General features: G+C 63.6%; 21 protein-coding genes. 14 read left to right on the top strand and 7 right to left on the bottom strand.

Features of this window, described 5'->3' with window-relative positions; genetic code table 11:
• The first annotated feature begins 1 nt into the window (after nucleotide 1).
• Nucleotides 2-253 carry a cell division topological specificity factor MinE gene (minE, locus tag F0185_RS14225; RefSeq protein ID WP_166875981.1) on the top strand — a complete coding sequence of 84 codons (252 nt, stop codon included), beginning with the start codon at nucleotides 2-4 and terminating at the stop codon, nucleotides 251-253.
• Between the two features lie 34 nt (nucleotides 254-287).
• On the opposite strand, the gene F0185_RS14220 is transcribed toward minE, so the two are convergent.
• Nucleotides 288-779 (bottom strand): hypothetical protein, encoded by a 492-nt coding sequence (locus tag F0185_RS14220; protein ID WP_167225451.1) that lies wholly within the window; start codon nucleotides 777-779, stop codon nucleotides 288-290.
• 243 nt (nucleotides 780-1,022) lie between these two features.
• Between F0185_RS14220 and F0185_RS14215 the strand changes: the two genes are divergently transcribed.
• From F0185_RS14215 to F0185_RS14175, 9 genes are all read left to right on the top strand, one after another.
• Nucleotides 1,023-1,712 (top strand): response regulator transcription factor, encoded by a 690-nt coding sequence (locus F0185_RS14215; RefSeq protein ID WP_166891310.1) that lies wholly within the window; start codon nucleotides 1,023-1,025, stop codon nucleotides 1,710-1,712.
• 357 nt (nucleotides 1,713-2,069) lie between these two features.
• Nucleotides 2,070-3,344, top strand: a complete 1,275-nt coding sequence (hemA, locus tag F0185_RS14210; RefSeq protein ID WP_167225449.1) for a glutamyl-tRNA reductase — start codon at nucleotides 2,070-2,072, stop codon at nucleotides 3,342-3,344.
• 82 nt (nucleotides 3,345-3,426) lie between these two features.
• Complete coding sequence (prfA, locus tag F0185_RS14205; RefSeq protein WP_167225447.1) at nucleotides 3,427-4,503, top strand: peptide chain release factor 1; 1,077 nt, start codon at nucleotides 3,427-3,429, stop codon at nucleotides 4,501-4,503.
• Between the two features lie 221 nt (nucleotides 4,504-4,724).
• Nucleotides 4,725-5,198 carry a disulfide bond formation protein B gene (locus F0185_RS14200; protein ID WP_167225445.1) on the top strand — a complete coding sequence of 158 codons (474 nt, stop codon included), beginning with the start codon at nucleotides 4,725-4,727 and terminating at the stop codon, nucleotides 5,196-5,198.
• Between the two features lie 2 nt (nucleotides 5,199-5,200).
• On the top strand, nucleotides 5,201-6,034 hold the full coding sequence (gene prmC, locus F0185_RS14195; protein ID WP_167225443.1) for a peptide chain release factor N(5)-glutamine methyltransferase: 834 nt from the start codon (nucleotides 5,201-5,203) through the stop codon (nucleotides 6,032-6,034).
• A gap of 47 nt (nucleotides 6,035-6,081) precedes the next feature.
• Nucleotides 6,082-7,917, top strand: a complete 1,836-nt coding sequence (locus tag F0185_RS14190; protein WP_229477010.1) for a DUF885 domain-containing protein — start codon at nucleotides 6,082-6,084, stop codon at nucleotides 7,915-7,917.
• Nucleotides 7,918-8,060: 143 nt separating this feature from the next.
• Nucleotides 8,061-9,653 carry a glutamate--cysteine ligase gene (gshA, locus tag F0185_RS14185; RefSeq protein ID WP_167225441.1) on the top strand — a complete coding sequence of 531 codons (1,593 nt, stop codon included), beginning with the start codon at nucleotides 8,061-8,063 and terminating at the stop codon, nucleotides 9,651-9,653.
• Between the two features lie 26 nt (nucleotides 9,654-9,679).
• Nucleotides 9,680-10,723 carry a histone deacetylase family protein gene (locus F0185_RS14180; RefSeq protein WP_167225439.1) on the top strand — a complete coding sequence of 348 codons (1,044 nt, stop codon included), beginning with the start codon at nucleotides 9,680-9,682 and terminating at the stop codon, nucleotides 10,721-10,723.
• Nucleotides 10,724-10,749: 26 nt separating this feature from the next.
• Complete coding sequence (locus F0185_RS14175) at nucleotides 10,750-11,217, top strand: GNAT family N-acetyltransferase (protein ID WP_167225437.1); 468 nt, start codon at nucleotides 10,750-10,752, stop codon at nucleotides 11,215-11,217.
• Here the strand turns inward: F0185_RS14175 and F0185_RS14170 are convergent.
• The 3 genes from F0185_RS14170 to F0185_RS14160 all read right to left on the bottom strand — a co-directional run bounded on the left by F0185_RS14170 (nucleotide 11,192) and on the right by F0185_RS14160 (nucleotide 14,951).
• Nucleotides 11,192-12,268 carry a PEP-CTERM sorting domain-containing protein gene (locus F0185_RS14170; RefSeq protein ID WP_167225435.1) on the bottom strand — a complete coding sequence of 359 codons (1,077 nt, stop codon included), beginning with the start codon at nucleotides 12,266-12,268 and terminating at the stop codon, nucleotides 11,192-11,194. The two genes, F0185_RS14175 and F0185_RS14170, sit on opposite strands and share 26 nt — an antisense overlap.
• Nucleotides 12,269-12,494: 226 nt before the next feature.
• Nucleotides 12,495-12,947: an FKBP-type peptidyl-prolyl cis-trans isomerase gene (locus F0185_RS14165; protein ID WP_167225433.1), complete on the bottom strand. Its 453-nt coding sequence runs from the start codon at nucleotides 12,945-12,947 to the stop codon at nucleotides 12,495-12,497.
• A gap of 123 nt (nucleotides 12,948-13,070) precedes the next feature.
• On the bottom strand, nucleotides 13,071-14,951 hold the full coding sequence (locus tag F0185_RS14160) for a potassium transporter Kup (protein WP_167225431.1): 1,881 nt from the start codon (nucleotides 14,949-14,951) through the stop codon (nucleotides 13,071-13,073).
• Nucleotides 14,952-15,207: 256 nt separating this feature from the next.
• Here F0185_RS14160 and rarD point away from each other — a divergent pair, with 256 nt between their 5' ends.
• Complete coding sequence (rarD, locus tag F0185_RS14155) at nucleotides 15,208-16,074, top strand: EamA family transporter RarD (RefSeq protein ID WP_167225833.1); 867 nt, start codon at nucleotides 15,208-15,210, stop codon at nucleotides 16,072-16,074.
• Nucleotides 16,075-16,136: 62 nt separating this feature from the next.
• On the opposite strand, the gene F0185_RS34815 is transcribed toward rarD, so the two are convergent.
• Nucleotides 16,137-16,910 carry a choice-of-anchor L family PEP-CTERM protein gene (locus F0185_RS34815; protein ID WP_167225429.1) on the bottom strand — a complete coding sequence of 258 codons (774 nt, stop codon included), beginning with the start codon at nucleotides 16,908-16,910 and terminating at the stop codon, nucleotides 16,137-16,139.
• Nucleotides 16,911-17,213: 303 nt separating this feature from the next.
• On the opposite strand from F0185_RS34815, the gene ettA reads away from it, so the two are divergent.
• A complete protein-coding gene (ettA, locus tag F0185_RS14145; protein WP_167225427.1) occupies nucleotides 17,214-18,881 on the top strand; it encodes an energy-dependent translational throttle protein EttA in 1,668 nt (555 codons plus the stop codon).
• A gap of 126 nt (nucleotides 18,882-19,007) precedes the next feature.
• Nucleotides 19,008-19,481 (top strand): REP-associated tyrosine transposase, encoded by a 474-nt coding sequence (locus tag F0185_RS14140; RefSeq protein ID WP_167225425.1) that lies wholly within the window; start codon nucleotides 19,008-19,010, stop codon nucleotides 19,479-19,481.
• A 143-nt stretch (nucleotides 19,482-19,624) separates the two neighbouring features.
• Here F0185_RS14140 and F0185_RS14135 read toward each other — a convergent pair whose 3' ends face one another.
• Together F0185_RS14135 and F0185_RS14130 are read right to left on the bottom strand one after the other, a co-directional pair.
• Nucleotides 19,625-20,182, bottom strand: a complete 558-nt coding sequence (locus tag F0185_RS14135; protein WP_167225424.1) for a porin family protein — start codon at nucleotides 20,180-20,182, stop codon at nucleotides 19,625-19,627.
• Between the two features lie 203 nt (nucleotides 20,183-20,385).
• Complete coding sequence (locus F0185_RS14130) at nucleotides 20,386-20,979, bottom strand: alpha-ketoglutarate-dependent dioxygenase AlkB family protein (RefSeq protein WP_167225422.1); 594 nt, start codon at nucleotides 20,977-20,979, stop codon at nucleotides 20,386-20,388.
• A 217-nt stretch (nucleotides 20,980-21,196) separates the two neighbouring features.
• On the opposite strand from F0185_RS14130, the gene F0185_RS14125 reads away from it, so the two are divergent.
• Nucleotides 21,197-21,778: a putative pterin-binding protein gene (locus F0185_RS14125; RefSeq protein ID WP_167225420.1), complete on the top strand. Its 582-nt coding sequence runs from the start codon at nucleotides 21,197-21,199 to the stop codon at nucleotides 21,776-21,778.
• Nucleotides 21,779-21,958: the final 180 nt, after the last annotated feature.

Genomic DNA, 21,958 nt, shown 5'->3' with positions numbered 1-21,958 from the left:
TATGGCCCTGCTTTCATTCCTGTTTCCCTCCAAGCCGAAAAGCGCCACCGCGGCCAAGGAGCGCCTGCAGATCATCATCGCGCGCGAACGCGGTCACCGCACCGGCCCGGATTTCCTGCCGGCGCTGCACCGCGAACTGCTTGAAGTGATCTCGAAGTACACCCGCGTCAATCCGGACGACATCAAATTGTCGCTGGACCGCCAGGGCAACCTGGAAGTGCTTGAAGTAAACGTGGTGTTGCCGGATACCTGATCGGTCCGGCACTAACGTGCCACCCGGCACGCTGCTAAACGGCGCGCGCCGCCAGCAATTCGCGCGCGACCGTGGCGCAGGCGTCCACATGGTCGTAGCCGAGCTTGCGGAACACGGTAAACCCGATCGCCGCCGAGGCCACCTGCCCGGCCAGCGGCACGAAGCGCGCGGCCGACCTCACAAACGCCTTGCCGCCGCTGCGCTTGAGCAGCCGCAGCGCCAGCTGGCGCGTGATTAATTTTCCCACCATCATGCCGCCCACCCCCGCCGCCGCCCCGAAGACGATGCGCTTGTAGGTCGGCTGCAAGTGCTCGACTTGTTCGGCGGACAGGCCGAAGGCGGCGTTGACGTCGTTCACCAGTCCGGTCAGCATGGTCAGGTCGGACATCACATCGAGCCCGGGAACCGGCAACGCCGATATGCCGGCCGAGACGGCCGCGCGGTTGCGCACCATGCGCCGGCATGCTTCGCGCACTTGCAAAATCGCTTCGGGATTGCCTGGAATCGCTGTCAAGGCTTTGTTCATGGTTCTCCTTTCGATATGTAAATTTCCTTCAAGACTCAAAAAGTCGATTGAAATCGGCGTTTTTCCAGTGTACCGTGTAATCAAACGAGGGGATGGCACGGCAGATCAGTTCGTTGCCGGATGTAAATTAATGTGTTCCAATTAGTGTTGCTTTGTAAAAGTCTGTTATATTCAGAGTAACTATTCAATAGCACAAGGTAGGACTCCTCCTACGACACGTTTTTACGTTCGACACACGCCACCATGAGAATTGCCGTCCTAGACAATGATCGCAGCCAGGCAGACCTGATTTGCCAGGTGCTGACCTCCGCCGGACACGTCTGTCAGTCGTTTGACAGTGGTAAAGATTTGCTCGGACAGCTACGTAAAGACAGCGTCGACATGCTGATCCTGGACTGGCAGGTGGCCGACATGAACGGCACCGAAGTACTGCGCCGCGCCAAGGAAAAGCTGCCCTCCACCACCCCCATGATGTTCCTTACCAGCAGCTCGGCCGAAGATGACATCGTGGCCGGCATTGGCGCCGGCGCCGACGATTACATGGTCAAGCCGCTGCGCCGGGGCGAACTGGTGGCGCGCGTGCAAGCCCTGCTGCGGCGCGCCTACCCGGCCCAGAACGGGGCCGAACAACTCCAGTTCGGACCGTATATTTTCGAAACCCGGCCGGGCCGGTTGCTGATGGACGGCAACGTCATCGAAGTCACGCACAAAGAATTCTACCTGGCACTGTTGTTTTTTCGGAATATCGGCCGTCCCTTGTCGCGCGCGTATATTCATGAAGCGGTGTGGATCCGCGAGACGGCGGTGCCGTCACGCACCATGGATACCCATGTGTCGCGTGTAAGAAACAAGTTGCAGTTGCGCCCGGAAAATGGCTTCCGCCTGGTGCCGGTGTACAGCTATGGATACCGGCTGGAGAAGCTGGGGGCGTGAACCGGTGCGCGGCGTATCTGCTTGAATTTTGGGCACATGGTGCTATTATTTTGTCGCAGCCCTAGGAATGTCCTCTCCCAGCCACCCTTACTGGTGATGACACTAGGTCCGATCGTGGCCCGGCTCCCCGGGGCCACCCACATTCCCGACCAACCCGCCCTCAGGCGGGTTGGTCATTTTTAGACCGAACTTGTCGGGAATAGTTCAGTTAGCGGTTTTTGAACGCCGATAATGCGCGTCCACTGTCCCGGTTGATTGGCCCCAATCGTTGCCCTCCCGCACCAAAAAACCCTCCTTTCAGTAGGTCCTTGACACATCACGGTATAATGGCGGTACACATCCGTACACTGTAAAGCCATGCAACTGCTCGCCGTCGGCCTCAATCACACCACCGCACCGGTCTCGCTTCGCGAGCAGCTGGCGCTCGCGCCTGACCAGCTCGGCCAGGCGGTGCAGGCGGCGCGCGGCTGGTTTGCCCGCATCGACGCCCGTGGCGGCGACGAAGCGGCGATCCTCTCGACCTGCAACCGCACCGAGATGTACGCCGCCAGCGATGTCGCCAATCCGCTCGATGCGAGCGCCCACTTCCTGGCCGATTACCACAAGCTCAACTTCGCCGAACTGCGCCCGCACCTGTACATGCTGCCGCACGATGCCGCCGTGCGTCATGCATTCCGGGTCGCCTCGGGGCTCGATTCCATGGTCCTGGGCGAACCGCAGATCCTCGGCCAGATGAAAGACGCGATGCGCCTGGCCGACGAAGCCGGGGGCCTCGGCACCTACCTGCACCAGCTGTTCCAGCGCAGTTTTTCGGTGGCCAAGGAAGTGCGCAGCACCACCGAAATCGGCGCCCACAGCGTCTCCATGGCGGCCGCCGCGGTGCGCCTGTCGCAACGCATCTTCGACAAGATCTCCGACCAGAATGTGCTGTTCATCGGCGCCGGCGAAATGATCGAGTTGTGCGCCACGCACTTTGCGGCCCAGAACCCGAAAAACATCACCATCGCCAACCGCACCATGGAGCGCGGCGAAACGCTGGCGCACCGTTTCAATGGCAAGGCGATCCGCCTGGCCGCGCTGCCAGAGCAGCTGGCGCAGTTCGACATCGTCATTTCCTGCACCGCGTCCTCGCTGCCATTGATTGGCCTGGGCCTGGTCGAGCGCGCGATCAAGGCGCGCCGGCATAAACCGATGTTCATGGTCGACCTGGCCGTGCCGCGCGATATCGAAGCCGAAGTCGGGCGTCTCGACGACGTATTTTTGTACACCGTCGACGACCTCGGACAAGTGGTCCAGACCGGGTTGGAGAGCCGCCAGGCCGCGGTGGCCCAGGCCGAAGCCATCATCGAAACGCGGGTGCAGTCCTTCATGCACTGGATCGACGACCGCGCCATGGTGCCCGTGATCCAGGATCTGCAAGAAAACAGCGAAGCGATGCGCCTGTTCGAACTCGAACGCGCCAAAAAAATGCTGGCGCGCGGCGACGATGTCGACGCCGTGCTCGACGCCCTCTCCAAGGGCCTGACCGCCAAGTTCCTGCACGGCCCGCAGCAGGCCCTGCATCGCGCCCAGGGCGACGAGCGCGCGCGCCTGGCGACCTTGCTGCCCCAGTTGTTCCGCGGCCGCCGTTAGCGCCCAAGCCCCTTGTCGTACCGCGCCGCAGTCCTGCGGCCGTTCCCGGTTGTTAGCTTCCTTCACCTTACACGAGCACCCTATGAAACCATCGATGCTGGCCAAGCTGGATCAACTGGCCAACCGCCTTGTCGAACTTGACGAATTGCTCATGAGCGAAGGCGCCACCTCGAACATGGACGCCTACCGCAAGATGACGCGCGAGCACGCCGAAATCGGCCCGCTGGTGGCGCTGTTCAAGGAGTACCAGAGCGCCCAGGACGATATCGCCGACGCGCAGGAGATGCTCTCGGACCCGGACATGAAGGACTTCGCGCAGGAGGAAATCGAAGCCGGCAAGGCGCGCGTGGCGCAGCTGGAGATGGACCTGCAAAAGATGCTGCTGCCGAAAGACGTCAACGACGAGCGCAACATCTTCCTCGAAATCCGCGCCGGCACCGGCGGCGACGAGTCGGCCCTGTTCGCGGGCGACCTGCTGCGCATGTACGTGCGCTTCGCCGAGCGCAATCGCTGGCAGGTCGAGACGGTGTCGGAATCGGTGTCGGACCTGGGCGGCTACCGCGAAGTGATCGTGCGCCTGATCGGCAACGGCGCCTACTCCAAGCTCAAATTCGAATCGGGCGGGCACCGCGTGCAGCGCGTGCCGGCCACCGAAACCCAGGGCCGCATCCACACCTCGGCCTGCACCGTGGCGGTGATGCCGGAAGCGGACGAAGTCGAAGACGTCAACATCAACCCGGCCGACCTGCGCATCGACACCTACCGCGCCTCGGGCGCCGGCGGGCAGCACATCAACAAGACCGATTCGGCGGTGCGCATTACCCACCTGCCGACCGGGATCGTGGTCGAATGCCAGGACGACCGCAGCCAGCACAAGAACAAGGCCTCGGCGCTCAAGGTGCTGGCGGCACGCATCAAGGATGTGCAGTTGCGCGAGCAGCAGTCGAAGGAAGCGGCCACCCGCAAAAGCCTGATCGGCTCGGGCGACCGCAGCGAGCGGATTCGCACCTATAATTTCCCGCAGGGCCGCATGACGGATCACCGCATCAACCTGACCCTGTATAAACTCGACTTCATCATGGACGGCGAACTGACCGAATTGACCAACGCGCTGGCGGCCGAACACCAGGCTGAATTGCTGGCCGCCCTCGGCGATTAAACAATTCATAAGCTGGACGTTGTAGACTGTGCAATGCGGCGTACCCAGGCCGCATGTCAAGAGACGCCAGGGGACCTCGAACAACCGTAGCGAGCGGCGCAAGTGTCGTCCGAGAAGCGCAGCCGTACGAAGGTACGGTGAGCATCGCAGGACGACAATTGCGGCGCGCAGTAGGTTGTTCGAGGTCCCCGCAAACAAAAACACTTCTAGGACCTGAAACGATGCCCAACAACCGCACGCTCCTGATGACCCTTTCCGCCGTCTGCTTCGCCCTGCTTGGCGCGGCGCTGTACCTGCAGCACTACAAGAACATGCTGCCATGCCCGCTGTGCGTGATCCAGCGCTACGCCTACTTCTTTTGCGGACTGGTGTGCCTGGCGGCGGCGTCGGCCAAGCAGTTCAAATTGTGGACCTTCTTCGGGCTGGCCGGCTCCCTGACCGGCCTGTTCTACGCCGGCAAGCAGTTGTGGGTGCTGGCCCATCCGGGCCTGTCGTGCGGCATCGACCCGATGCAGACCATGCTCAATAAAGTCCCGACCGCGATCTACCTGCCATGGATCTTCGAAGCCGACGGCCTGTGCGAAGACGCGGTCGACACCCTGCTCGGCCTGTCGATCCCGCAATGGTCGACCCTGTGCTTGGCCATCATCAGCGCCTTGCTGCTGTTCGTGCTGGCACGGCGCGGCAACCGCTGATCATGTGGACCATTGGCGCCGGCGCGCGCGTCGGCGCGCTGCAGTCGCTGCTGCCGCTCGAACCGCTGGAAAACCGCATCCTGGCCTGCCATGCGCTCGGCATCACGCGCATCGGCCTCATTACCCAGTCCGAACGGGTGCTCAGCGCGCCCGAGGCGGGGGCGCTGGCAGCGCTGGTCGAACGGCGCCTGGCGGGCGAACCGATTGCCTACATCGTCGGGCGACGCGAATTCTACGGCCTCGATTTCGCCGTCAACCCGGCGGTGCTCATTCCCCGTCCCGATACTGAACTGCTGGTCGAACTGGCGCTCGAACGCCTGCCCGTGCGCGGCCGCATGCTCGACATGGGCACCGGCAGCGGCGCCATCGCGGTGGCCGTGGCGCACACCCGGCCCGACGCCGGCGTCACGGCGCTCGACGTCAGCGCCGCCGCGCTCGAGGTGGCGCGCACCAACGCGCAAGCCAACCGCGCCGCCGTGCGCTTCGTGCAAAGCGACTGGTTCGGCGCCATCGCCGCCGAGTCGTTCGACCTGATTGTCGCCAATCCCCCCTACATCGCCGACGGCGACGTCCACCTGGCCCAGGGCGATTTGCGCTTCGAGCCGGTCGGCGCGCTGACCGACCACGCCGACGGCCTGTCGGCCCTGCGCACCATTGTGGCTGGCGCGCCACACCATCTGGCGGCCGCAGGCTGGCTATTGATGGAGCACGGCTACGACCAGGCCGCCCAGGTGCGCGCCCTGCTGGCCGAAGGCGGCTACCGCGAGGTGCAGAGCTGGCGCGACCTGGCCGGCATCGAGCGCGTCAGCGGCGCACGGATCGGCGACGCCATATAAGTTCTGCGGTGCAACGTGCGCACCGTCCCCTTTGCTAAAATGATCAGATGCGCAAACTGATCGCCACCTCTGTCCTGATGCTCGCCCCGCTGGCCGCCGGCGCGGGGCAAGCCGCCGTGCCCGAACGGCCGGCGCAAGAGCGCCCAGCCGTCGAACGCGTCGCCGCGGAACGCCCCACAGCGGAGCGACAGACAGCCGACCAGCAGGCGCGCGCGCTGTTCGACGGCGACTGGGAATGGCGCCTGCAAAACCAGCCCGAATACGCCACCTCGGTGGGCGACTACCGCTACGACGCGGCCCTGAGCGAGACCACCCTGGTCGCCAGCCGCGCCGCCAATGCGCACCAGCGCAAGATGCTCGACCAGGCCAGGCAGATCGAGCGCGACAAACTGAGTCCGCAGCAGCAGCTGTCCTACGACCTGTTCGTGTGGGAGAAAGAACAGGCGGTCAAGGCGGCCGCCCTGTACCCGTTCCAGGCGCAGCCGATCAGCGCTTACGCCGGCCTGCACATCACGCTGGCGCAACTGGCCGCGCAGATGCCGTTCGCCACCGAGGGCGATTACCGTAACTACCTGGCGCGCCTGGACGCGGTGCCGGCCCACGTCGCGGGCCTGATCGAGCAACTGCGCGAAGGCATGCGCAGCGGCTGGGTGGCGCCCAAGGTGACCGTGCGCGCGGTGCCGCCGCTGCTCAAGCAGCTGCGCGAAAACGCGGTCGACGGTCCGCTCGGCCAGCCGTTCCGCCAGATCCCGGCCAGCATCGACAAGCCGGTGCGCGACGCCCTGGCGCTGGCAGGTCCCGTGGCGCTGCGCAACCGGGTGGCGCCGGCGCTGCAGGAGCTGGAAGAATTCCTGCGCAACGAATACGTGCCGGTCGCGCGCGAGTCGATCGCGGCCAGCGCGCTGCCGTCCGGCCTCGATTACTACCTGCTGGCGGTGACCCGCCAGACCACCATCGAAATGGCGCCGGCCGCCATCCACGCGCTGGGACTGAAGGAAGTGGCGCGCCTGCGCGCCGGGATGACGGCGGCGATCGCGCGCACCGGTTTTAGCGGCAGCTTCGCCCAGTTCATCGTGTTCGCCAAGACCGATCCGCGCCTGTTCTACACCAGCGGCGACGCGCTGCTGGCGCGCTACCGGCGCATCATCACGCGCGCCAACGCGGCCGTGCCGAAACTGTTCGCGACCGCGCCGGCGCAGGAAGTGCTGGTCAAGGCGGCCACCGGCGCGGGCGCCGAAAAGCTGGGCGCGGCCTGGTACGAGGCCGGCGCCGCCGACCGGCCGGCGGCGTTCGTGGTCAACACCTCGCTGATCGAAACACGTCCCATGTGGGAGATGGAAACGCTGGCCCTGCACGAAGCGCTGCCCGGCCACCACCTGCAGGTGGCGCGCGCGGCCGACATCGCCGACCTGCCGGCCTTCCGCCGCCACGGCTGGCACGGCGCGTATGGCGAAGGCTGGGCCTTGTACGCGGAAACGCTCGGCCCCGAGCTGGGTTTTTACAAGGATGCGTTTTCCGCCTTCGGCCACCTGAACGCCGAGATGTTCCGCGCGGTGCGGCTGGTGGTCGATACCGGCATCCACACCCAGGGCTGGACGCGCCAGCAGGCGCTCGACTACATGAACGCCAACACCGCCAACGCGCCGGGCGACAACGAGCTGGAAGTGGACCGCTACATCGCCTGGCCGGCGCAGGCGCTCGGCTACAAGGTCGGACAGTTGAAAATCCGCGCGCTGCGCGAGAAGGCGCAGGCTGCGCTGGGCGACAAATTCGACCTGCGGCGCTTTCACAGCGTGGTGCTCGATAACGGGCCGCTGACGCTGGCGCTGCTCGAACAGCAGGTCGACGCCTGGATCGCGGCGGCCAAAAAACCGGCCTCTTAGCGCGGCCGCATTGCATATACAATAATCTTTGTAGCAAAACCCAAGCCCCATCCCGGCAACAAATCCAACCCTCAGGCGCGCTGGCCGGATTTCGGTTAATCTCGCAGCACTTACCTATTTGGCAGTACAAGAAAGGATTCACCGTGTCGAACCAACTGACCCGCCGCCTGGCCCTGCTCGACGATGATGAACACCGCGCCCTGCTGGGCCAGGGCCTGCGCGGCATCGAGCGCGAAACGCTGCGCGTGGACCGCGCCGGGCGCCTGGCGCGCAGCGCGCACCCGCAAGCGCTGGGCGCCGCCCTGACCCACCCGCAGATCACCACCGACTACGCCGAAGCCCTGCTCGAATTCATCACGCCGGCGGAAAACGATATCGGCACCACCCTGCACAAACTCGACGCCATCCACCGCTACGCCTACACCAAGCTGGGCGACGAAATGCTGTGGAGCGAATCGATGCCGTGCGAGCTGCCGGCCGAAGAAGACATCGACATCGCCTGGTACGGCAAGTCGAACATCGGCATGCTCAAACACGTGTACCGGCGCGGCCTGGCGCTGCGCTACGGTAAAGCGATGCAGTGTATCGCCGGCATCCACTACAACTACTCGCTGCCGGAGCAGATGTTCCAGCTGTTTTCCAGCAGCGAAGGCATCGCCGAAGAACGGCGCAGCGCGCTGCGCGACTTCCAGTCCGAAAGCTACATCGCCCTGATCCGCAACTTCCGCCGCTACAGCTGGCTGCTGATGTACCTGTTCGGCGCCTCGCCGGCGCTCTCCACCGGCTTTTTGCGCGGGCGCGAACACCAGCTCGAAAAACTGTCCGACGACACGCTGTACCTGCCGTATGCGACCAGCCTGCGCATGAGCGACCTCGGTTACCAGAACGACGCGCAATCGGGCCTGACGCCGCACGAGAACTCGTTAGAGAGCTATGTCAGCACCCTGATGGATGCCGTGAACCGGCCCTACAAGCCGTACCAGGCGCTCGGCACCAAGCGCGATGGCCAGTGGATCCAGCTTTCGACCAACGTGCTGCAGATCGAGAACGAATACTATTCGACCATCCGCCCGAAACGCGTGATCCGCACCGGCGAGCGTCCAGTGCAGGCGCTGTGCAAGCGCGGCGTGCAGTACATCGAAGTGCGCTGCCTCGATGTCGATCCGTTCGAACCGATCGGCATCAGCGTCGAAACGGGCCGCTTCATGGATGCCTTCCTGCTGTTTTGCGCGCTCGACGACAGCCCGCTGATCAACCACATGGAAAGCCTGGTCCACGCGCGCAATTTCGCGCGCACGGTCAAGGAAGGCCGCCGTCCCGGATTGACCCTGACCCGCAACGGCGAAGAGATCGGCTTGCGGGAGTGGGCCGACCAACTGATCGAGCGCATCGCCCCGGTGGCGGCGCTGCTCGACAGCGCCCACAACGAAGACGGCGTGCATGCGGCCTCGCTGGCCGCGCAGCGCGCCAAGGTCGCCAATGCGGCCCTGACGCCATCGGCGCGGGTGCTGGACGAAGTGCGCGCGCTCGGCTCCTCGGCCGCCTTCGGCCTGCGCCAGAGCGAGCTGCATGCGGCCACCTTCCGCGACAGCCCCTTGATGCCGGCCGAAGCGGCGCTGTTCGACGAGATGGCGGCGACCTCGCTGGCCGAACAGGCCATCATCGAGCAGACCCAGAGCGGCAGCTTCGACGACTTCGTGGCGGCCTACAACAGCAGCACATTATGTGGTGACTGAGGTGGTGACTGACAGCGGGAGCGGCCGTGCTGACCTTCTATAACGAGCACCATGCCCAGCACCGGGGGCGCCACGAAATGTTCCGCGGCGCCCTCGTGCCCTGCTTCGAAAAGCCGGAGCGGGTCGAGATGGTGCTGGCCGAATTCGAACGGCGCGGCCTGGGCAAGGTGGTCACGCCGCATGGCGTGTCGCTGGTCTCGCTCGAGCGCATCCACACGCCGCGCTACCTGCATTTCTTGCGCAGCGCCTGGAGCGAGTGGGTCGCGCTCGACGAAGCCAATGCCGACAAGGACGCGTTTCCGTCGGTGTGGCCGATCCGCGGCATGCGCACCGATATCGAGCCCGATAATTTTGCCGCGCGCATGGGCCTGTACTCGATGGACAGCGGCACCCCGCTCACGGCCGGCACCTGGATCGCCGCCAAGACCGGGGCCGACTGCGCGGTCAACGCCGCGCATGCGCTGCGCCTGGGCGAACGCGGCACCTTCGCGCTGACCCGCCCTCCCGGCCACCATGCGGGCGCCGATTTTTTCGGCGGCTACTGCTTCCTCAATAATGCCGCGCTGGCGGCCCAGCATCTGCTCGACGACGGCGCCAGGAAGGTCGCCATCCTCGATATCGACTACCACCATGGCAACGGCACGCAGAGCATTTTCTACGGCCGCAAGGACGTGCTGTTCATCTCGATCCATGCCGATCCGCGCGGCGAGTATCCGTTCTACCTGGGGCACGCCGGCGAGAGCGGCGACGGCGAAGGCACGGGCTACAACCTGAACCTGCCGCTGGCGGCCGGATCGACTCCGGCCCAGTGGTTCCTGGCGCTCGAATCGGCCTGCGTCAAGCTGGCCGGCTTCGCGCCGGACGCGCTGGTGGTCTCGCTCGGGGTCGATACGTTCGCGGGCGACCCGCTGTCGTCGTTCGCGCTGCAAAGCAGCGATTTCCTGCGCATCGGCGAACGCATCGCCCATACCGGACTGCCGACCGCGTTCGTGTTCGAAGGCGGCTATGCGGTCAGCGAGATCGGCATCAACGTGGTCAACGTGCTCGAAGGTTTTGAAACCGCTAACTAGAACGCAGAACAATGAAAGTAGAAACGATGACCGCAAACCCGTCCATCGCCTGGGAATGGCGCCACTTCGACGAACTCTCCGGCGCCGACCTGTACGCGGTCATGGCCAGCCGCCAGGATGTGTTCATCCTCGAACAAACCTGCCTGTATCCGGACATGGATGGCTACGACCAGGGCGCGCACCACCTGCTCGGCTGGCACACGGTCGATGGCGCGCGCGTGCTGGCGGCCTACCTGCGCTGCCTCGCTCCCGGCGTCAAGTTCGCCGAGATGTCGCTCGGGCGCGTGCTCACCACCAGGGGCGCGCGCGGCGGCGGCAGCGGACGCGCCCTGCTGGCCGAGGGCATCGCGCGCGCCGAACGCCAGCATCCGGGCCAGCGCATCCGCATCGGCGCCCAGCAGCACCTGGCGGCGTTCTACGCCAGCTTCGGCTTCGCCACCGTGGGCGCGCCCTACGACGAAGACGGCATCATGCACGTCGATATGCTGCGCTGAACTTGCGGCTGCGCCACGCCAGCCCCAGCAGCGCCAGTCCCGCCAGCAGCATGGCCGTGGCGCGCGGCTCGGGCACGGGACTGGCCAGCTGCAGCAACAGGCCGCCGCACTCCCCGCTGTCGTGACAGCCCCAGGCGGCGATCTGGCCCAGGTCGTTGATGCCGGCGGCGCTGGTCACGGTCCAGCCGAGCGCGGGATCGATCAGTGTATTGAGGTCGCTCATGGCGCCGTTGGCGTAGATAAACCCAAAGAACGGCACTTGCAGCGGCCCGCCCAGGTTGCCGACCACCTCGCCCCGGTTGTTGAGCGCGGTGCCCCACGCGGCCAGGCCATACATGCTTCCCAGCACCTGCGTCATGCCGTTGGTGTACAGATAGGCCGCTTCCGGTCCGTGCCAGTCGGTGCCGGTGATCTGGCCGGCCTGGTTGACGGCGTTGGCGCTGCTGATGCCCGAGGATGAATAGTTGAGGGCGCTCATGACGCCGTTCTCGTAGATATAGGCGCTTTGCGGCGGATGGAAGTCGCCCTGCGCCAGCCAGGACCCGACCACGCGGCCGGCGTTGTTGATGCCGCTGGCCCAGGTACTGGCGCCGCCCAGGTTGCCGATATCGCGCAGTTGGCCATCGAGGCGTACAAAGGCGCCCCAGCCGGTGGCGGGCGCATGAAAGTCCCCGGCAATCTGGCCCAGGTCGTTGATCGCCGTGCCGCGCGCCAGCGTGCCGCCGCCGACCGTGCCGAGGTCGGTCATCACGCCATGGCTGTAAATGAAGGCGTGTTCTTCGCCGCTGGCCGTGAGCGCGCCGCCGGTCACCTCGCCGAAGCGGTTGAGCGCCGCGCCGGTGCTGCTGGCGCCGCCCAAGGTGCCGAGGTCGACGCCGCCGGCGCTTGACCACAGGTAGGCGTGCTCGTTGCGGGTGCCGACGATCTGGCCGGCATTGTTGATGCCGGCCGGGGCCATTCCATCGGGCAGGACGGTTACGGTGTAGCTTGGTACGGCGGCGGCGGTGGCGGCGGCGGACAGCAACAGCGCCAGTGCAAGGCGAGTGGGCATGGCGAATCCTCAAAGGTGGACAAGCTGCCATCGTGCGCGCCGCAGGGCCGCGCATGCTGTGTTATGTCATGCGTGCGCCGCGCAGGCGGCGGCAGTCCGGCATGGTCGATGGCGCGGAGGATCGGTATTGGCGGGCAGGCAGGCGTGCGCGGGCAGGCATGGCCCGATCCTTTCGGGATACGAAAGGATCGGGCAGCGGCGCAGCGGAGGCGCGCCGGGAGGGGAATTACTTCACTTCGGTCAGTTCGATGTCGAACACCAGGCCGGCGTTGCCTGGAATGACGCCCCGGCCGGCGACGCCGTAAGCCTTGGCGGCCGGAATCGTCAGGGTGCGCTTGCCGCCCACTTTCATGCCCGGGATGCCGTCGGTCCAACCTTCGATCAGGTTGCCCGGGTTCAGCGCGAACGTGGCCGGCGTTTTGCCGACGGTGGTTTCGAACTGGGTGCCCTTGTTTTCCGGTTTGCTCGAATCGTACAGCCAGCCGCTGTAATGCACGGTAATGTTTTTGCCGAGCGCCGCTGTGGCGCCGGTGCCGATCACCACGTCCTTGCTGGCGAAGGTGGTCGGGTTGGTGACCGCCGGTGGCGGCACCTGGACCGGGCTGTCATCGGAACTGCCGCAAGCGGTCAGGGCGAGCGTGGCGACAAAGGCGGCGGCGAGAGTAAGCTTGAGTTTCATGGAATCCTTGGGCGGTGACGGAAAAAGTTGCCAAAGTTTAGCAGCAGTTGCCCGTCCCCGCACTATTCGTCACGCATCAAAAGTGTCGCGGATATGTATCAATGTGTATTTCAAGCAGGCCGTTCAGATTTCGACCTGGGTTCCCAGCTCGATCACCCGGTTCGGTGGAATCTGATAGTAGTCGGCCGCGCCGCGGGCGTTGCGCGACATAGTCACGAACAGGTGCTCGCGCCATGGCGCCATGCCTCTGCCCGGGGTCGAAATGACGGTCTGGCGCGCGATGAAGAAGGAGGTTTCCATCATCTCGAACGGCAGGCCGAGCTCGGCGCACTGGACCAGCACCTTGGGAATATCCGGTTCATCCTTGAAGCCGTAGAACACATTGATCTGGAAGCAGTTGTGGCCCAGGTCGGTCACCTTGGCCTGCTCGGCGACCGGCACCCATGGCTCTTCCATCATGTGCACGGTGAGGAACACCACGCGCTCGTGCAGCACCTTGTTGTGCGACAGGTTGTGCAGCAGCGCGTGCGGCACGCCGTCGCTTTCGCCGCGCAGGAAAATCGCGGTGCCGTACACGCGCGTGGGCGGCGCCACGAACAGCGACTGCAGGAATTCGTCGAGCGGAATGGCGTGCGACTGCAGGTTTTCGAACACCAGCTGGCGCCCGCGCTTCCAGGTCATCATGCCGGTAAACAAAATTGCGCCGAGCAGCAGCGGGAACCAGCCGCCGTGGAACAGTTTCAGGGTGCTCGAGGAGAACAGCATGATGTCCATGATGATGAAAAAGCCGGTCGCGCCGAAGCACAGCACCAGCGGCAGGTGCCAGCGGTAGCGGGTCACGAAAAAGGTCAGCACGGTGGTGCACAGCATGGTGGCGGTGACCGCGATGCCGTAGGCGCCGGCCATGTCGTCCGAAGACTGGAAAATCAATACGCCGATCAGCACCACCACCAGTTGCAGCCAGTTGACGGCCGGGATGTAGATCTGGCCGATTTCGCTTTCCGAGGTGTGCAGCACGCGCATGCGCGGCATCAGGCCCAGCGCGATGGCTTGCTTGGTCATCGAGAAGGTGCCGGAAATGGTCGCCTGCGACGCGATCACGGCGGCCATGGTCGAGAGCAGCACCAGCGGGTAGATGCTCCAGCTGCCGAGCTGGTTGTAGAAAGGATTGCTGACGTGCTCGGGATGCATGATCAGCAGCGCGCCCTGGCCCATGTAGTTCAGCGCCAGCGCCGGAAAGGCGATCAGGAACCAGGCCGCGCGGATCGGCTTCTTGCCGAAGTGGCCCATGTCGGCGTACAAGGCCTCGGCCCCGGTCAGCGAGAGCACCACCGCGCCGAGCGCGATGAAGGCGGTGTACTTGTTTTCCAGCATGAAGCGCAAGGCATGCAGGGGATTGAGCGCGGCCAGGATCTGCGGCGCCTCGATAATATTGACCACGCCCATCACCGCCAGGGCGATGAACCAGACCAGCATGACCGGACCGAACCAGCGCCCGATGCCGGCCGTGCCGCGCCGCTGCACCGAATACAGGGCCACCAGCACCACGGCGGTAATGAGCAGCACCACCCAGTTGGGGATGCCGGGCAACGCCACTTCCAGCCCTTCGATCGCACCCAGCACCGAAATGGCGGGCGTGATCACGCTGTCGCCATAGAACATGGTGGCGCCGAACACGCCCAGCACCATCAGCGGGAAATACCATTTGGAGGCCTTGGTCACCGAATTGAGCGCCAGCGCCATCAATGCCATGATGCCGCCCTCGCCGCGATTGTCGGCACGCAATATCAGGGCGACGTACTTGAGCGACACAATCAGGGTCAGGCCCCAAAAAATGAGGGAAATGATGCCCAGCAGGTTGGGGGTGTTCAGGGTGAGCCCGTGGTCTTGGTGGAACACGGCTTTGAGGGTATACAGGGGACTGGTGCCGATATCGCCGTACACGATACCGACGGCGGCCAGGGTCAGGGCCGCCAGGCTGCTCTTCTTGTGTTGCGCTGTCAAGATTGCACCATATTCTTGTTTTGGTGCATTGCACAATAGAAGATGACCATGGAAAAAGCAAGCACATTTCGTTGCATCATAAATACCCTTGGTGACAGCAAGATTGCCCTTGCTTTTGAAGACGCCATGATAAACCCACTGTGCGGATGAGCGCGTTCCCGATGGCAGATTGGCATCATCGGCAAATGGCCGGTGGCCAGCAAGCTTCCCCTAACTGCGGGATAATGTTGATCCAATGAATCTCTGATTGTCAATCATGCGTACCGGCATCCTGTCCGCCGCCCTGGCCTTCCTGTGCTGGGGTCTGTTTCCCTTGTATTTCCACGCCATCAAAGAAGTGCCGCCGGCCCAGATCATGGGCCACCGGGTGCTGTGGTCGCTGCTGTTCCTGGTAATCGTATTAACCATCCGCCAGCAATGGAAATGGCTGGGCGAACTGCGCCGCCAGCCGCGCGTGGTGGCCAGTTTCGCGCTCAGCGCCCTGCTGCTCAGTCTTAACTGGCTGCTGTACATCTGGGCGGTCAACAGCGGCCACGTGATCGAAGCGAGCCTGGGCTACTTCATCAATCCCCTGTTCAATGTGATGCTCGGCTTTCTGATCCTCAAGGAACGCTTGCGCGTGGTCCAGTGGCTGGCGATCGCGCTGGCCACCTGCGGCGTGCTGTGGCTGACCTGGCAAGCCGGGCGCATGCCCTGGATCGCGCTGGCGCTGGCCGCCTCCTTCGGCGGCTACGGCTTGCTGCGCAAGACCGCCTCGCTGGGCGCGCTGGAAGGCTTGTCCTTCGAAACCATGCTGCTGTTCCCGTTCGCGCTCGGCTTCGTCATCTGGCTGACCATGACCGGTGACAACGCCTTTCTCAATACGCCATCGAACACCACCCGCTGGCTGCTGATCGCCTCGGGGCCGATCACGGCCATTCCGCTGCTGCTGTTTGCCAGCGGCGCGCGCAAGATTCCCCTGTCGGTGCTCGGCTTGCTGCAATACATCGGGCCGACCATCCAGCTCAGCCTGGGGATCTTTTTGTTCCACGAAGCGTTTACCCAGGAGCGCATGATCGGCTTCGCCATCATCTGGAGCGCGCTGGCGCTGTATGCGGCAGAAGGATTGCTCAGGCGAAAATAGGCGCGGCGGCGGCATGAAAAAATAGCGGCCCGCAGGCCGCTATTTTTTATCAGGCGATGTGCTTACGCCGCTTTTTTGCGCTTGGCGACGGCCAGTCCGGCCAGGCCCAGGCCCAGCAGGGCCAGGCTGCCCGGTTCAGGCACGCCGACCGGATCGGCGGCGAAGGTGCCGCCCTGGATGAACACGCCCGAGTCCAGGTTGGTGTCGCCACGGTCCTGGATCAGGAATTCGAAGGTGTTCTTGCCAACCAGGCCGAAGGCCTTGGCGGTCATGACCGTGGTCAAGCCATCGTAACCGGTCGCGATGGTGTTGGCGCCATTGTCGCGGTAGTAGCCGGCATTGATGCCCGCGTTGACATTATTGATCGACACCACGCCGTTGTTGCCCGGCACCAGGGCGATGTTCACGCCGTTGAGCTTGAGTTCGAACAGGTCGTTGAACTTGGAGCCCACGTATTCGTTGTATTCCTCGGAAGCGAACACATAGTTGAAGAAGATGTTGCCGGTGGTGCTGGTGAAGTCGAATTTCAGCGAGGTGGTGGTGCCGGCGCCCGAGCAACCAGGGCCGTTGTTGACGCCGACTGCGCAGCTGGTCACGCCGGTGGTCAGCAGGACGCCTTGCTCGAAGCCGATATTGCCGCCCTTGGTAAAGATGCCGCTCGCGGTCGGGGTGGCGCTGACCAGGCTGGCGTTGCTGATGCTGACGCCGGTGCCGCCCAAGGCCTTGGCCAGGTCGGTCGCGTTGGTGGAGTTGCTTACAACCAGTGCATGCGCCGAGCTGGTGGCCAGAATCAGTGCGGCGGCCGACATCACGCTGCGGATCAAATTAAATGTCATTGAGTTATCTTTTCAGGTAAGAGTTGGAATTTGTTTTTATTGGCGCTTGCTGCCCAATGCAAATAGAGCAATTTTCATGCCCAAAAGCAAAATATGCGCAAAATCAATGACTTGCGGAAACATTGCGCGTCGCCATGTTTGCAAGTGTAAATAATCCCGACACTCACCCGGCATAAAACTTGCAATATGCATAAAAGGGGACACTGTTCGCCGGAGCGGCCAGCCGGCCGGCGCAGGAAAGAGCCAAAGCCGGGGCGACTTATTGTATCCTGTTGACCTTCCGTCCCCATTTCAAGAAACTCAATGGCCAATTACGTCTATACCATGAATCGCGTGGGCAAAATCGTCCCGCCCAAGCGTCAGATCCTCAAGGATATTTCCCTGTCGTTCTTCCCCGGCGCCAAAATCGGCGTGCTGGGCCTGAATGGCTCCGGCAAGTCGACCTTGCTGAAAATCATGGCCGGGATCGATACCGACATCCAGGGCGAAGCCGTGCCGATGCCGGGCCTGAACATCGGCTACCTGCCGCAGGAACCGGTGCTCGATCCCGAGCAGACGGTGCGCCAGGTGGTCGAATCGGGCCTGGGCGAAGTGTTCGAAGCGCAAGGCAAGCTCGAAGCGGTGTACGCGGCGTATGCCGACGAAGACGCCGACTTCGATGCGCTGGCGACCGAACAGGCGCGCCTGGAAGCGATCATCTCGACTTCCGACGGCGGCAACCTGAACCTGCAGCTGGAAATGGCCGCCGACGCGCTGCGCCTGCCGCCGTGGGACGCCAAGATCGGCATCCTGTCCGGCGGCGAAAAGCGCCGCGTGGCGCTGTGCCGCCTGCTGCTGTCGAAACCCGACATGCTGCTGCTCGACGAACCAACCAATCACCTGGACGCCGAATCAGTCGACTGGCTCGAACAATTCCTGCTGCGCTTCCCGGGCACCGTCGTCGCCATCACCCACGATCGCTACTTCCTCGACAACGCCGCCGAATGGATTCTCGAACTCGACCGCGGCCATGGCATTCCATGGAAAGGCAACTACAGCTCGTGGCTGGAGCAAAAGAGCAACCGCCTCAAGCAGGAAGAAGCAACCGAGTCCTCGCGCCAGAAAACCATCGCCAAGGAACTGGAATGGGTGCGCCAGAATCCGAAGGGCCGCCAGGCCAAGAGCAAGGCCCGCCTGGCGCGCTTTAACGAGCTGTCCGAGCACGAATACCAGAAGCGCAACGAGACGTCCGAGATCTTCATTCCCGTGGCCGAGCGCCTGGGCAATGACGTGATCGAATTCAAGAACGTCTCGAAGTCCTTCGGCGACCGCATGCTGATCGAGAATGTGTCGTTCGTGGTGCCACCGGGTGCGATCGTCGGCATCATCGGCCCCAACGGCGCCGGTAAATCGACCCTGTTCAAGATGATCACCGGCAAAGAGCAGCCAGACAGCGGCGAAGTGGCGATCGGCCAGACCGCGCGCGTATCCATCGTCGACCAGAACCGCGACGACCTGGCCAATACCAAGACTGTCTTCGACGACGTGGCCGGCGGCGCCGACACGCTCACCGTGGGCCGTTTCGACATGCCGTCGCGCGCCTACCTGGGCCGCTTCAACTTCAAGGGTTCGGACCAGCAAAAGATCGTCGGCAACCTCTCCGGTGGTGAACGCGGTCGTTTGCACCTGGCCAAGACCTTGCTGCAAGGCGGCAACGTGCTGCTGCTCGATGAACCGTCCAACGACCTGGACGTGGAAACCCTGCGCGCGCTGGAAGATGCCTTGCTGGAATTTGCCGGCAGCGTCATGGTCATTTCCCACGATCGCTGGTTCCTGGACCGTATCGCGACCCACATCCTGGCCTTCGAAGGCAACTCACAAGTGACCTTCTTCGACGGTAACTACCAGGAATACGAAGCGGACAAGAAGAAGCGTTTGGGTGAAGAAGGCGCCAAGCCGAAGCGCATCCGCTACAAGCCGCTCACGGTGTAAGCGGTGCCGCAAGCCACCCCGCCGGCGGGGTGGCGCAAGCGTTTTTTGCAGCACAGCTCGCTATAAAACCACGCCACATTGGCGCTGATCGAACGACAAGCCCGCCCTGCCCGGCATACTGGAAAGATGAATGACTATCGCGCCAACCGGGTCGCCGGGCACAGTTACTTCTTTACGGTGCGCCTGTCCGGGCGCGGCGGCACCCTGCTGACCGACCATATTTCCGCCTTCGGCGAAGCGATCCGCCAGGCGCGCAGCCGCAAACCATTCCATGTCGATGCCTGGGTCGCCCTGCCCGACCACGCCCACGCCATCTGGACCCTGCCCCCGGGCGACCACGATTGCGCGGCGCGCTGGCGCGCGGTCAAGATCGCGTTTTCCAAGTCGCTGGGCAAGTCGCGCGCGGGAGCGGGCCTGGACAATATCTGGGAACCGCACTACCAGCAGCATCCGGTCGGCGCCGACGAGTACGCCGGCCTGGTCGACTACATCCACCACAATCCCCTGCGCCACGGCCTGTGCGCCGCGCCGCGCGACTGGCAATGGTCGTCGCTGCACCGCTTCATCGCGGCGGGCATGGTGACGGACGAGCGCCTGTAAACAAACAAAGCGCCTCCCGATGGGTACAACAAGCGGAGGGGGCGCTTGCTGCACACACTGGAAGGCGCCGTGCCTGTTCCGGTCTGCCCTTCTGTCAGGAGCGGCCCGGACTGCGCGCGTAGCGCGTCAGCCCGGGCCCATCATCAGAAGTTGTAACGAGCGCCAACGGTGATGGCGTCCGCCTTGGCACCGAAGTCCTTGCTCTTGCCATAGCGCTCATATTCGAGCGTCAGGGCGACCTGTTTGTTGATGTTGTACTGAGCGCCAACACCAGCGTACACGCCGGTGTCGCTTTCCTTGTAGTTCAGGTTCGACGAGGTGCTGTCGACCTTGCTGTAACCGACGCCCAGCTTGCCGTAGACCGAGAACATCTCGTTCACAGGCATGGTGCCCTTGCCGGCGACATAAGCGCGCTTGCCTTCGGTGCTGCCGGTGTAGCTGTTGTTGCCGATCTTGTAATCGTATTCAGCCTTGCGCAGGTCGGTGTAACCGGCTTCCACGCCCCACATCGGGGTAATGTCGACGCCGCCGAAGACTTTCAGCGATGGCTTGAAACCGTCGCCGTCGAAGTCGCTACCGCCGATTTTGAAACTGTGGTCGGACGATGCCACGCCCAGGCCGATGTACGGAGCAGGGCTTTGAGCTTGTGCGGCGGTCATCGCGGTGACGCCGGCGATCAATGCAAAAATGAGCTTTTTCATGCGGAATCCTTTGTGTGAAACAGTCTGTTCCGCAATTCCCAATGAATTGCGAGGTAATCAAGATAGCACCAGCGAAAGGACGCATGAAGTCCCATTCCGTAAGACTTGTAAGCAGATGTAACGAGAAAAATCACCCTCGCGGCAAATAACTGACTGGGAGTTCAGCTATATGTATTTTTCAGTTAGCGCACGTTAAGCGCAAATTAATAGATGTAGCGGAAAGTTAGGTTCACGCGTGGCCCGATCGCGCGCGTCGACTTGTTGATTCCATGCTGCCAGTGCGTTTGAGTGTTTCCTGACATCACTATTAGAGTACCGTCATTTAAGCCTAGTTTAAGTGTCTGTTTCGTCCGTTTATGGCGCAGGATGAAGGTTCGGGACGCCCCGAAACTGAGCGAAGCGATCACCGGCTGCGCTCCGAGCTCGGCTTCGTCGTCGCTGTGCATGCCCATGCTGTCGCGTTCGTTGCGGTAGTAATTGAGCAACACACTGTTGAAGCGCTGCCCGCAGGCGGCCTCGACGGCATGCTTGAGTTCCAGCAGCAGCGGCGAAAACGGCAGCGGTGCGAGGCGCAGGCCGGAATAGGTGTAGGCCGCCTCGCCATGCCAGGCGGTCAGGCGCGGCTGAAGGTGCTGTTTGCCCCACAGGGTGATCGACTCGGCGCGCCAGTCGGTCTCGGCAATCAGGCGCGCCAGCACCTCGGCGTTAGGCAGGCGCAAGGGCAGTTGCGGCAGCACCGACAAGGCGCCGTCGTCGAGCGGGAACGGAGTGAGCCGGGTTTCTTGAAACAGGTCCATGGGGGCGGTATGATGGCAGGAAGACACTGTGGGTACTTAGAGCCTATTCCAGCAGGCAGGAGTCGCACCTGGCGCGCCTGCCAAACGGGGGCGGCGTTGCTCGTCGTTGCATGGCTAGCCATGCGGCCTCCTCGCGCCTTGCCCGCGCATGGCAGGCATCGCCATGTGCTTCCCCCCGCCTACTGGAATAGGCTCTTAACGACGGAGCTATTTTCGCATGAAAAAACGTCACTTCCTGGGCGCGGCCCTGAGCGCGGCCGCCCTGCCGGCAGCGGCCGGCGGCGCGAATGCCGGGCGCGCACCCGGGCCGGCCCTGCTGACCCTGACCGGCGCGCTGGCGCACAGCAACCGCGGCCCGTTCGACCCGGTGCGCGACCAGATGATGCACAAGCAAAAGCTCAGCTTCGACAAAGCCTTCGGCATCGACTTCGGCGCCCTGCTGGCGCTGCCCGCGCAGAGCATCCGCCCTACGCTGGAATACGACGCCAGGCCGCACACGCTGCGCGGCCCGCTGCTGCTCGATGTGGTGGCGCTCTCCGGCACGCGCCCGCGCGAGGACGGCAAACTGCTGCTGCGCGCGGTCGATGGCTATGCGGTGGCGCTGCCGGTGGCGCAGGCGCGCGCGCAGCGCTTCATTGTCGCCACCCACCTGGACGGCAAACCGATGGCGCTGGGCGGACTGGGGCCGCTATGGGCGGTGTACGATGCGGACCGCTTTGCGGACATGGCGGCGCGGCCGCTGGCCGAACGCTTCGGCGCCTGTCCGTGGGCCCTGTATCACATCGAGGTGGCCGGCTAGGTGTAACGGCTCGCATTTGAAACCGGTCATGCTCGCATTTGACGCCGATTTCGGTTCGAATTAAATGCAAATGACGGAACACACGTGCGCACATTATCTGCAAATGAGCTTGCGTTTTTCCGCGCCGACTCGCATTCCATTTTTGCATGCTCACGATAACTGTCAATGAAAAGTTGGCAT

Origin of the sequence: Massilia rubra, assembly GCF_011682065.1 — a bacterium.
In the GTDB taxonomy this organism is placed as follows: domain Bacteria; phylum Pseudomonadota; class Gammaproteobacteria; order Burkholderiales; family Burkholderiaceae_D; genus Telluria_A; species Telluria_A rubra.
The sequence above is the reverse complement of the archived record's forward strand: the minus strand, read 5'-3'. Positions and strand labels throughout refer to the sequence as shown.